Raw genomic sequence first — 12,159 nt, 5'->3', positions numbered from 1 at the left:
GAGATAAATGCAAACGTTTGCAATATTTATTTGTAAATTATTTATGAATTTATATAGTTTATTTATTGAGCTTATTTATATGTTAAACACTTTTTGGGTCGTTGTTCGCGCCAGCAAAAAATAATAATGCTATATTGTCAGCGAGTTAGATAATTGTATTGATCAGTGGTAAGCGACTATTTAGGAAGATCATGAATAACAAAAAAATTAAATTAACTGATTTAGCGAAACTAGCAGGCGTGTCTACCTCTACAGTTTCGCGTGCGCTTAATGATAATCCGCTAATTAAGCAAGAAACCCGCGATAAACTTCAGCGCTTAGCTAAAGAGCATAATTTTAGTCTTAATACGGCTGCAAGTCGGTTGCGGACACAAAAAACCAATGTAGTTGCGGTTATAATTAACCTTGACGAACAAACAGAGCAGTCGATTAGCGATCCGTTTTTACTTAAAGTAGTGAGCGAAATTAATCTTGCACTTAATCAGCAAGGGTTAGAGCTTTTACTATCTAATTCAATCATGGCGCAAGACGATTGGGCTAATTATTTTATTAATAGCCGCCGTGCAGACGGTATTATTGTTGTAGGTCAAGGTAAAAACCAAACCAATATAGAAAATGCAGCTAACGCAGGTATTCCGCTGGTGGTATGGGGAGACCCTAAAACACCTAGCAACTACCCCATTGTAGGAAGTGACAATTACTTGGGAGGCTTGCAAGCAACAACGCATTTAATAGAGCACGGAGCTAAAAACATTGTATTTTTAGGCGACCCAGAACATGGTGAAATTAGTGAGCGTCATAGAGGGTACTCTGCCGCATTAGCATCCCATAAATTAGAGCAACATGTTGTATCTATTGATATTACAAGTAGCTCAGCGTATCAATCAATTAACCAATTACTGCGTGAAAAAGGCCTTTATTTTGATGCTATAGTTGCATGTAGTGATATGGTTGCCTTAGGTGCCATGAAAGCCTTAAAAGAGCGTTATGTAAGCATTCCTAATGATGTCGCTCTAGTAGGTTTTGATGATATTGCTATGGCCGACATTAGCCACCCTTCATTATCAACTATCCGACAAAACACACAGTACGCAGCCACGCTATTAGTTCAAAAGTTGATGCAGCAACTAGCTGGTGAAAAAGTTGAATCACAAGTAATTGATATTGAACTGATTACCCGCCAATCAAGTAAAAGATAGTTTATAAATCATGTTGAGTTAATGTTAAATTTAAAATGCAAACGATTGCATTGAGGGCTATTCTAAACTAAACTCAAACCTCACTGATATAAACACACACTGTGTATGCACTCGTTATGGGCATACAATAAAGGTCGTTATAGCGTTTAAATAACGCTGTAAAGCGAGGGCAATTATGAGTAAAACAAAAGTCACACTGGCAATTGCAGCAAGTTACTTTATTTTCGCTATTTTGTTAAATAGCGTGGGCACCGTTATTTTGCAGGCAATAAATACCCTTGGGGTAAGTAAAACAGAAGCTTCAGTGCTTGAGGGGTTTAAAGATTTATCCATTGCGATAATGTCATTTGTAGTGGCTTCGTTTATTCCTCGCCTAGGCTATAAACTGGCTATGCTTGGGGCACTTACTGTTGTTGCCCTTGCTTGTGTAAGTACGGCTTTAATTAGTGACTTTTATGCGTTTAAAATTTTATTTGCCGCCATTGGTTGTGGCTTTGCTGTGGTTAAAGTGTCGGTTTACTCTATTATCGGCCAAGTGACAGATGATGCAAATAGCCACTCTTCATTGTTAAACACCATTGAGGGCATTTTCATGGTTGGTGTGTTAAGTGGCTATTGGATTTTTACTGCTTTTATAGATCCAAACGATTCAACCGCGTGGCTCAACGTTTATTACTTGCTAGCAGCTCTGGCCCTAATCGTTATAGCGAGCGTAATTGCTGCGCCTATAAAGCCCGCCATTATAAGTAAAACTAAACGCTCCTGTTGGTTCGATTTTATCGCCATGCTTAAGCTAACATATCAACCGTTGGTACTCATATTTATAATTAGTGCTTTTTTATACGTATTAATTGAGCAGGGCGTAGGTACTTGGCTACCCACATTCAATAATGAAGTTTTAAAACTTCCTATAGCTATTAGTATTCAGCTGGCCAGTATTTTTGCTGCGGCACTTGCATTTGGGCGCTTAGTAGCAGGGCAAGTACTTAAACACATTCACTGGTTTGTTGTATTGAGCAGTTGTTTAATTGCGATGGCCGGCCTCATACTTATTACCCTACCGCTTACTGAGAATGTTACTGAAAATACAGTAATTAGCTTATTTGATGCACCACTTGCTGCATTTATTTTACCGTTAATTGGTTTTTTCATGGCGCCTATTTATCCGGTACTTAACTCAGTTATGCTCAGCGCTCTTGAAAAACATCGTCATGCCGCTATGACTGGCTTAATTGTAGTTTTTTCAGCACTTGGTGGAACAACAGGCTCAATAATAACTGGTTATGTATTTGAGCACTTTAGTGGCCAGCATGCGTTTTACCTTTCTTTGGTTCCCATTAGTTTGATTTTTATTAGCGTGATTTTTTTCAAAAAACGAACCGACGCTATCTCACAACACGCAACGACAGCTTAACAGTAAGGAAAGTTATGAGTTTTTTTGACAGCCAATTATTTAAAGATGTTCAAATGCAGCATGTATTTAGCGACTGTAAAACATTCGCAGATGCAATTGCGCGTGTTAATTGGCAAAGTGCATGTAAAAGCTATGAACAATTAGCGCCTTTAACTAATACGCAGCTTAGTGAGTTTGTAAACGCACACTTTATTACTTCCCCAGTGCTAGCAATGGGCACTGAGGCTGATACGTCATCGGTTAAACATTATATAGACTCGTTATGGAGTGGCCTTAGAAGAGAGGCGGATACCCCGAAGCAAGATTCATTACTAGCACTAAAGCACAGCTATATTGTGCCTGGCGGGCGCTTTCAAGAGATTTACTATTGGGATAGTTATTTTACAGCATTGGGCTTAATCGATGCAGATAAAGGTGATGTAGTTGAAGATATGCTACTTAACTTTGTCGATTTAATTAACGATTATGGTTGTATTCCAAATGGTAACCGTCGCTATTATTTATCACGCTCGCAGCCACCGGTTTTAGCACTCATGGTCGAGTTATTATGGGAACATACGCATAGCAAATCACTCAATACGCAATGGCTTGCTATGTGTGTTGCAGCACTTGAAAAAGAATATATATTTTGGATGCAAGACGCGCAGTTGCTTTCGAGTGATTTATTGGGCTCAAAGCGGGTAGTAAGAATGCCTTGTGGTGGTGTTTTAAATCGTTATTGGGACGATGTAAGTGAGCCAAGAGCAGAGTCATTGCGTGAAGATTTAGCGCTAGCGGAAGGGTTGGCGAAGGAGAAAAAATCTGATTTTTATCGTAATATTCGCGCTGCATGTGAGTCGGGTTGGGACTTTAGTTCTCGTTGGCTTGGTGAGTCTAATTTACTAAGCTCTATTCAAACAACTGATATTGTTCCTATAGATTTAAACTGCCTTATGTATAACTTAGAGAATCAATTAAGCAAATTCTTTCAATTGCTCGGCAATAGTGAACAAGCAGAGCATTACCAATTACTTGCCAGCAATCGCAAGGCGCTTATTAATGCTTACCTTTGGAATGAACCAACCGGTTTTTTTGTTGATTATAACTGCCGTACAACGGCTCAATCTCCAATACTTAGTGCAGCGGCAACTACTGCTTTATTTGTTAATTTAGCCAGTAATGAGCAAGCAATCAAGGTAGCTACAATATTAGCCAATGAATTTTTAAAAAAGGGTGGTATTGTTACAACTATTACTCAAACGCCTCAGCAGTGGGATAGTCCAAATGGTTGGGCTCCACTCCAATGGCTTGCGGTAAAAGGGCTTAATAACTACGGTATTACTCAATTGAGTACACATATAATGCAAAATTGGGTAAATATGGTTGAGCAAAATTTTGCAGTAAATAAGTGCTTACTCGAAAAATACAATGTGTGCACACCAGCGGTTTTAGCCAGTGGTGGTGAATATCAAGTACAGCAGGGTTTTGGTTGGACTAATGGCGTAACGACTCGATTTTATAAATTACTAAACTACTAATCCGATCTGTTATTTATCTTACAAAAGTAATTGTAAAAACAAAGGTAATGTAGGTTATGTATTGATTTAAAAGGTTTTTATCTGTTTTAGGGTGAGAAGCGGTAGCTTTATTTTAATACCAAAATCTCATTGTAAGTTGTATTTGATTTAGGTAATGTAGTGTAAATGTTTCAAGGACGAAATTTATGCCCCATAAAAATTCAGTATTTGTAAAAACAACGTTTCAATCATCTTTTCATTCACACAACTACACCGCTATTTTAAGAACATTACAAGCTTTGTTTGGTGATATTAAAATGGACGAAGTTATTCCTAAAGCTGAGCAGCGCACAAATTATGATTTGTTTTTAATCGATGGTGCTAAAAGCAAATGGCAAGACCTTATTCCGACTGACCTTATTTGTTTAGCTAAACACTATAGCGTTGTCATTTTTAATGTTGATAAAGAAGATGTGTGCGAGCAAAACTTATTGCTTAACCATTTTAATGGTGTTTTTTATAAATCTGATCCACCAGAAGATATTTTTAAAGGGTTACTTCGTGTTAATACTGGCGAGCTTTGGTTTACGCGTAAAGTGATTTCAAAAGCTTTTAACGATATTTTAGCCGTGGCATCGTCGTTTAATAGCTTACACGACGACATTGAATTAAAGCAAGACGATTACGATCATTTAACAAAACGAGAAAAGTCTGTTATTCATTTAATTGCACAGGGTGCGAGTAACAATACAATCGCTGATAAACTTAACATTAGCGACCACACTGTAAAAACACATTTATACAGTGCGTTTAAAAAAACTAACTCACGCAACAGGGTGGAGCTTGCTAATTGGGCACAGCGCTATATATCTGTTTTGCTGCCAATGGCTAAATAAGAGTAAAGCCACCAAGACGTTATTTAAGTTATTTAAGTAAAAACCTTATCCTCTAGATTTTTTATAAGAGTTGGGTTAGCGAAGTACTTTCAACTCACTAACCACACAACCTATAAAGGCTACAATATGTAGCCTTTAGTTAATTCAGGAAATCAGTTTACGCCGATTTTTTAGCCCATAAGCCTTTATCAATACCTTTTGTTATGAGATCTGTGAGTGCTTTTTCTATTGCTTGGGTAACACAAATACTCATAGGTTCATTATCGCTAAAGCCTGCTTCTGCTTCTGCTAGTCGTTTGTAGCTTACGTATCTAAAAAAGCCTGCACGCATTTCTTGGCTAAGTACTTTTTTGCTGGTGGCTACACTCAGTAGTACTTGTCCAGTACGAACATCAACAGCGCGTAAGTATATTGAAATAGCATCTTCACGGTAAAGCTCTGATGCGCCTATACCAAAGTATTCCATACCCAAACCACCTGTTTTTACATTAGTGTCGTAGCTTATGATACCGCCCTCTAAAATGATTTTAGCGGTTGTTAGTGGAGGTAAATCAGCTTGGTTAGGATTATCGGCTTGGCCTGCACGAATAATTTTTCGCTCAGTTAAAATGTTTTGTAAACCTTCACGCTCTACCGGCGTAAACCAATCAGATTCATGTAATGCTTGTATGAGTATTGAGTTAGCACCTTGAGTAACGGCAGTCGAAAATGAGCTAACGTTAGTTTGTGGCTTATATTGACCTGTTTGATCTCTAAATGAGTACACTGATACAGGAATACTCCCGACCGGTTTAGGTAAGTTTTTCAGATCTGCGAATAATTCGGTTGGTTCTAAACTAACTGCTTTTTGTTGCGATGGTGGGATTAAATTCCCTAGGCTCGCACAACCGCTCAATCCTATTAATATTATTGTTATTAGTAGTTTATACATTATCCAAACCTCGGTACTTCAATGATCACCACGGTGTCATCAATTATATTTGTTATTCTTACTGTAATAGAATCGGTTGTGCTGGTTATTACTTCAATTTGATAATCGCCACTCATAAATATGGAGTCTTGATTGAAAAGGCTATCTTCTATGTCCTCACCAAATGCCATATCGGTAATTTCTCTTACCATACGATTTAAATAGGTGCGCTCTAGAGTTTCTTGAAATTGTTCAGCGTAACCTTTTTCTACTACCGGTGCTTTATGCTTGTTTTGAGCTTGGGCTTTACTCAGTAGCATATTTGCATTGAGTGGGTTACCACCAAAGCTTGGGTTAATTGGGGTGTAAATTATTTCAGTTGCTGCTGCTGAAAAGCTTAATGTTGTTATTATTATAAGGGCTATATTTTTCATTTTACCATCCATCTTTAGCCATATCGGGTGTTGACACTGCCATGTTTTCGCGAGCCATTGCATCTATCACTGTATAAACAGCCTGCTCCACACGCTCATTTAAAGGCTCTAGTCGTCTACCTAAATAAGTTGCGTAAACAAGTTGGTTATTCATTATTAACGACAGCTTTGTGCCTGCTTTTGGAATGACCGTTTCTTTAATTTCAATGTTAAAACCTGCAGTTGAAGGGAGATCTCGCCAGTAATTAGAAAACTCAAAATAGAACTGATGACCAAAGCGGCTAATACTCCTATCAAGTAGTAGGCCGTCAATCTCCAACTCTTCAGCGGCATAAGATGCGGGCATTAATAACAGAGAAAACGTAAGTAATAATACTTGGTAATGGTTTTTATTATTATGCATAACTAAATGGGGAGAGTTGCTCTCCCCAACCTCAATAATTACATTTGAGTAATAGAAGTCACGTTACCGTCACCAATTTGGGTCACTGAAACAGTGCTGTTGAAACCAATTACGGCGCCTTCAACAATGTTATCGTTACCCATTTGAGTTACGCTAAACGAAACGTTTTCACCACCTACTAAAAATGCAGGTTGATCCATTCCAACTACCCAGTTACCTTCGCCAGTTTGTGAAATATCAATGCTGTGGCCATTACCTTCAACCATCATATCAACTACGTTCATTTCACCTGTTTGAGCTAGGTCAATTTGGTTCATGTTGCTATCTAGAATACCAGCAAGTGTAACCATGGCTTCGTTTTGAGAACCATTTTGCATAATATCGATATCGTTGTCGTTTGATGTTAGAGATATATCAGGGTATGAAGACTCAACAACAGCAGTGTTTTCTTGGCCAGATTGAATAACGTTAACGTCATTTTCAGACCCATTAAAGTTAACAACGTGTGCTGAATTTGATTCACCTACTTGGTTAATCATAAATTCGTTATCGGTACCTAAAACGCCCATGTAAGCATCATTTAATAAGCCAACTTGTGTAGCCGTTAATTCATTATCGTCACCAATAATATCAACGGTTGTTGAGTTGCTTAAATCAACCTGAGTTACTGTAACTTCGTTGTTTTGACCTTCGAATAAGTTTGATTCGATAGTATTTAAAGAACCTTCTTGGTCTAAATCAATTTCGTTTTCATCGCCTAATACAGCTACAAATGTTACTGCGTTAGTATTGCCTTCTTGTTCAATTGAAAGCTCATTTGCATCGCCTAAAATATCAGTGAAGGTAACAGTATTACGATCGCCGTCTTGTTCAATATCAAGCTCGTTATCGTTGCCTTGTAAAGAACTCACTTTGAAGGTATTCCAGTAACCGTTTTGCTCAAGACTCAGACTATTCTGATCGCCCATTACAGAGGTTAATTCAGCTTCATGCCACTCACCTGTTTGTAATGAACTGATTTCGTTGCCATTACCTTTCATATCTAAGTTGTAAAACCAATGACCACCAGTGCCTTGCTCTACATCAACGATATTGTCGTCACCAACAATCATGTTGACAGCTTCGTTGTTTACAAAAAAGCCTTGGCCACTTTGCAAAACATTTAGGTAATTATTATTACCAGTAACTTCGGTAATTACACCGTTGGCAACGCCATCTTGGGCATATACTTGCTCGTTGTTGTTACCAATTGTTGTTACGCCAACATAATTACCTGATTGTAATTGAGTAACTTCTGTTGTGTTCTCGTTTCCAGTAGTCGAAACCTCAATAGTATTACTATCTCCCTCTTGCATTAAAATCGCGGTGTTATTATTTTGCGATTGCGCCAATGTCATTGAATTAGCGGTGCTAAGTATAGATATTTTTGTACTAAGTTCTGAGTTTGATGCTGATTTGTTGTCGGTATCTGCATATGAGGCAAAGCTGGTACCCATTGCTATTGCAACAGCACAACTTAAAAGTGATTTATTCAACTTCATTATTTTCTCCTTGAAATATTAAAATCAAATACCCTAAATGTTATAGGTTTTAATAAGGTATTTGTTGTTTCAGCATGCCGTGCCGATATATTTTTTGTGATCCGCTTGCGTAACTTTAGAAGTAGGTGAAGCGTAATATGTGACTATAAATAATTAAGTTTTAATTTGTCATAAATATTGAACTAACAAAGTTTAAGCTCAAATTCATAATCACCCATTAACTGTATTCCCCTATTTCATTTTCTTAAATCATCATTTTTTACCAAATAATTAACCTTTTATTATCATTGGTTTATGTGTGTAACTGGTGGGTTTTAATGTAATAGCAAGCAAAAGCAGTAAAAAAGTTTGACCCTATAATGGGTAAGGTTGTAATGGGGCAGTTCATTAAAATGACTGTGTTTAGTGTTTTTTTTATAGCCAAACTGGTCAAAATTTATGATTTTTAATTCTTTTTAACTTTTTAACTTGTCAAATATCGTATTTACTAGTTTGCTTATAACTTGCCACGTGATCCCTTGTACTTGAAATAGTGAACAAACCCGCTTAGTGCTTCTAAGCTAACCCAACTATGGATAGAACAATGAAAACAAAATTATCTATTATTACGCTTGCTTTACTACCTTGTTTGGCTTCGGCTAAATTACCTGATGCAGGAGCTCTTCCACAAGCAGCTGCAAGCAGTGACTCTGTTATTGTTAAATATAAAAAAAATGCAACACCTCAAATGCGTAAACAAGCACGAAGCTTGGTTAAAGCAAAAATTACAGATTTAAATAATGATGAAGTTGATGATAACTTCACATCATTATTCTCAGGTCGCCTTGCTAAATTTAAAGTGTCTGGCATGAGCACTAAAGAAGCTATTGAGCGTTTAAAGTCTCATCAAGCTATTGAATATGTTGAGCCAGATTACCGAGTAAGTATTGCGAGCGCACCTAACGACCCTCGTTTTGATGAGCTTTGGGGCCTAAATAATGAAGGTCAGACCGGTGGTACGGCAGACGCTGATATTGATGCCCCAGAAGCATGGGAAATCTCAATTGGTAGTCGCGATGTTGTAGTTGGTGTTATTGATACTGGTGTTGACTACAGTCACCCTGATTTAGCTGACAATGCGTGGATTAACACTGGTGAAATTGCAGGCGATGGTATTGATAATGACGGCAATGGTTACATAGACGACATTCACGGTATTAATGCAATTACGGATGCTGGCGACCCAATGGATGACCAAGGTCACGGTACCCACGTATCAGGCACTATTGGTGCAAGCGGTAATAATTCTACAGGTGTTGTGGGTGTAAACCATGAAGTTTCTATTGTTGGTTGTAAGTTTTTAGATGCCGCTGGTAATGGTTCAACATCAGATGCAATAAAATGTATCGACTATATGGTTAATCTTAAAAACTCAGGTGTAAACTTACGTGTTTTAAACAATAGCTGGGGCGGTGGCGGTTATAGCCAAGCGTTAGCGGATGCTATGACTGTTAGTGAGCAAGCTGACATATTATTTGTTGCTGCTGCTGGTAATGACGAAGTTGATAATGATGCAAACCCTCACTATCCATCAAGTTATGAACACGAGAGTGTATTAGCAATTGCCAGTACTGATAGCAATGATAACTTATCAGACTTTTCACAATGGGGCGCGACAAGTGTTGACATGGGAGCACCAGGCTCTGGTATTTTGTCAACAGTTCCGGGTAATGGCTATGCAAATTACTCAGGTACTTCAATGGCAACACCCCATGTTGCCGGTGTTGCTGCTCTTGTGTTGTCAGTAAACCCTGATTTAACAACATCAGAGCTTAAAGCGTTACTAATGAGTAGCGGTGACGCTAATGCTGCACTTCAAGGTAAAACGCTTGCGGGCACGCGCCTAAACGCAAATCAGGCGTTATTAGATGCCGATCCAACGCCAAGCTTTAAAATGTCTGTGACGCCAGCGTCACAACAAATAACAGTTGGTGAGTCTGCAACTTATACGTTTGAAATTGGTTCTATTGCTCAGTGGGATGGTGAAGTAACGCTTGAACTAGAATCTAGCCTAACTGGTGCATATTTATCAGAGCTAACTGCAAGCCCTGGCGAAACAGTACAGCTTAGTGTTGAGACCAATGGAAATACGCCATGGGGTAATTATGAGTTTACTGTTACAGCAACATCAGATGATATTGTTAAAGAAAAAACAGTAAGCTTAATGCTTCAACCTGCTGGTTTAAATGACTACACCTATACTAGCGAAGAAAATGTGGCGATTCCTGATAATGATCCACAAGGTGCTAATTCGGTAATTACAATTTCAGATGATTTAACTGTTTTTGGTACTTCTGTTGATGTAAATATTACGCATACTTGGTCTGGCGATATAGTCCTTACGCTAATTTCACCACAAGGCTCTGAGGTAACTTTACAGAGTAATGAAGGTGGCAGCGAAGATGATATTGTTAAAACATTTACATCAAGCGTATTTAACAGTGAAGTAGCAACAGGCGACTGGACGTTAAATGCTGTGGATACAGCGGGTGCAGACACAGGTAATATTAATGGCTGGTCACTTACGCTTAGCGCTATAGGCGAAGTAAGTGCACAACCGCCACGTGCAGGCTTTACTGTTGATACGCAAGGTTTAACAGCCTCGTTTGTAGATACAAGCAATGATGCCAATAACGACATTACACAGTGGAGCTGGAGCTTTGGCGATGGCGCTACATCAACAGATTCAAGCCCTGTGCATGCATATGCGCAATCGGGTAGTTACGATGTAGAACTAACTGTTACTGACAGTGAAGGTAATACAGATACATTTACCCAAGCCGTTGTTGTAAGTGACGTGACCCTTGAACTGAACTTAAAACGCGCTAACAAAACACGCCTAGGTACGATGCGTGTAGAACTTAGCTGGGAAGAAGTTGGTGCAGAGTCATTAAGCGTTTACCGTAATGGTGAGTTAGTTGATACCACTGCAGATAACGGACGCTACCGTGATTACGTGCGTGGAGCTACATTACCATCGTACGATTACCAATTATGTGTAACAGAAAATGTGTGTTCGAATATCATCACCGTTTCTTTTGAATAAATTTCACTACTCCTAAAGTAATTTAAGCCCAGCATTGCTGGGCTTTTTTATGTTTTACGATGGTATAATAAGCAATTAGAATTTATTTTGAATGGAGTATAACTATGCTTTTTTATACGGGTGGGTTTTAAGCCAGTGCTCGGCTATTTGCTCTCTCGTGGCAAACCATACCTGCTCATGAGAGTGGGCATATTCTAAAAACCGTGCCAATGCCTTTACTCTTCCTGGTCTGCCAATTAAGCGGCAATGCAAGCCAATTGACATCATTTTTGGGGCGTTTTCACCTTCTGGGTCGCCTTCCTCGTATAGCGTATCGAATGCATCTTTTAAGTAATTAAAAAACTGATCGCCGGCATTAAAACCCTGTACGGCAGCAAAGCGCATGTCGTTTACATCAAGCGTGTAGGGCATTATTAACTGTGGTTTACCTTCTTTAATACTGTAAAAGGGCAAATCGTCGCTGTAATCGTCGGCGTCATATAAAAACGTGCCATTTTCCGCCACAAGGGCTGCGGTATTTGGGCTAGTTCGGCCGGTATACCAGCCTTTGGGCTTTTTACCCGTAAGCGTTTGAATAATCTCAATGGCTTTTTGCATGTGCTCGCGTTCAGTTTGCTTATCTATATTTTGATAGTTAATCCAGCGCAGGCCATGGCTTGCAATTTCGTGACCGGCTTCAACAAAGGCTTTAGCTACATCGGGGTGACGCTCAAGGGCCATGGCAACCGCAAAAATGGTGACCGGTATATCGTATTTTTTAAATAAACGCAGTAACCTCCAC

Annotated in this window: 10 protein-coding genes; 5 read left to right on the top strand and 5 right to left on the bottom strand. The window is 38.8% G+C overall.

Going from position 1 to position 12,159, the window contains the following annotated elements:
- Positions 1 to 191 precede the first annotated feature (191 nt).
- From L654_RS0103875 to L654_RS0103860, 4 genes are all read left to right on the top strand, one after another.
- Entirely contained in the window at positions 192 to 1,199 is a 1,008-nt protein-coding gene (locus L654_RS0103875; RefSeq protein WP_007378432.1) for a substrate-binding domain-containing protein, read from the top strand.
- Between the two features lie 175 nt (positions 1,200 to 1,374).
- Positions 1,375 to 2,613, top strand: a complete 1,239-nt coding sequence (locus L654_RS0103870) for an MFS transporter (protein WP_024591993.1) — start codon at positions 1,375 to 1,377, stop codon at positions 2,611 to 2,613.
- A 14-nt stretch (positions 2,614 to 2,627) separates the two neighbouring features.
- Positions 2,628 to 4,130, top strand: coding sequence for a trehalase family glycosidase (locus tag L654_RS0103865; protein ID WP_024591992.1), 1,503 nt, complete (start codon positions 2,628 to 2,630; stop codon positions 4,128 to 4,130).
- Between the two features lie 185 nt (positions 4,131 to 4,315).
- Positions 4,316 to 5,005, top strand: coding sequence for a response regulator transcription factor (locus tag L654_RS0103860; protein ID WP_007584415.1), 690 nt, complete (start codon positions 4,316 to 4,318; stop codon positions 5,003 to 5,005).
- 157 nt (positions 5,006 to 5,162) lie between these two features.
- On the opposite strand, the gene L654_RS0103855 is transcribed toward L654_RS0103860, so the two are convergent.
- The 4 genes from L654_RS0103855 to L654_RS0103840 form a co-directional block, all read right to left on the bottom strand.
- On the bottom strand, positions 5,163 to 5,936 hold the full coding sequence (locus L654_RS0103855; protein WP_007584410.1) for a CsgG/HfaB family protein: 774 nt from the start codon (positions 5,934 to 5,936) through the stop codon (positions 5,163 to 5,165).
- Entirely contained in the window at positions 5,936 to 6,361 is a 426-nt protein-coding gene (locus L654_RS0103850; protein WP_007584408.1) for a curli assembly protein CsgF, read from the bottom strand. The genes L654_RS0103855 and L654_RS0103850 overlap by 1 nt, the downstream gene beginning before the upstream one ends.
- Positions 6,351 to 6,695 carry a curli production assembly/transport protein CsgE gene (locus tag L654_RS0103845; RefSeq protein ID WP_085999476.1) on the bottom strand — a complete coding sequence of 115 codons (345 nt, stop codon included), beginning with the start codon at positions 6,693 to 6,695 and terminating at the stop codon, positions 6,351 to 6,353. The genes L654_RS0103850 and L654_RS0103845 overlap by 11 nt, the downstream gene beginning before the upstream one ends.
- Positions 6,696 to 6,790: 95 nt before the next feature.
- Positions 6,791 to 8,293: a curlin gene (locus L654_RS0103840; protein ID WP_024607312.1), complete on the bottom strand. Its 1,503-nt coding sequence runs from the start codon at positions 8,291 to 8,293 to the stop codon at positions 6,791 to 6,793.
- 583 nt (positions 8,294 to 8,876) lie between these two features.
- Here L654_RS0103840 and L654_RS0103835 point away from each other — a divergent pair.
- Positions 8,877 to 11,378 carry a S8 family serine peptidase gene (locus L654_RS0103835; protein WP_024607311.1) on the top strand — a complete coding sequence of 834 codons (2,502 nt, stop codon included), beginning with the start codon at positions 8,877 to 8,879 and terminating at the stop codon, positions 11,376 to 11,378.
- A gap of 102 nt (positions 11,379 to 11,480) precedes the next feature.
- Here the strand turns inward: L654_RS0103835 and L654_RS0103830 are convergent.
- Positions 11,481 to 12,159 (bottom strand): polysaccharide deacetylase family protein (locus tag L654_RS0103830; RefSeq protein ID WP_024607310.1); only part of this gene is annotated, 679 nt, incomplete at its 5' end.

The organism is Pseudoalteromonas sp. TAB23 (assembly GCF_000498075.1).
In the GTDB taxonomy this organism is placed as follows: Bacteria; Pseudomonadota; Gammaproteobacteria; order Enterobacterales; family Alteromonadaceae; genus Pseudoalteromonas; species Pseudoalteromonas arctica.
The sequence above is the reverse complement of the archived record's forward strand: the minus strand, read 5'-3'. Positions and strand labels throughout refer to the sequence as shown.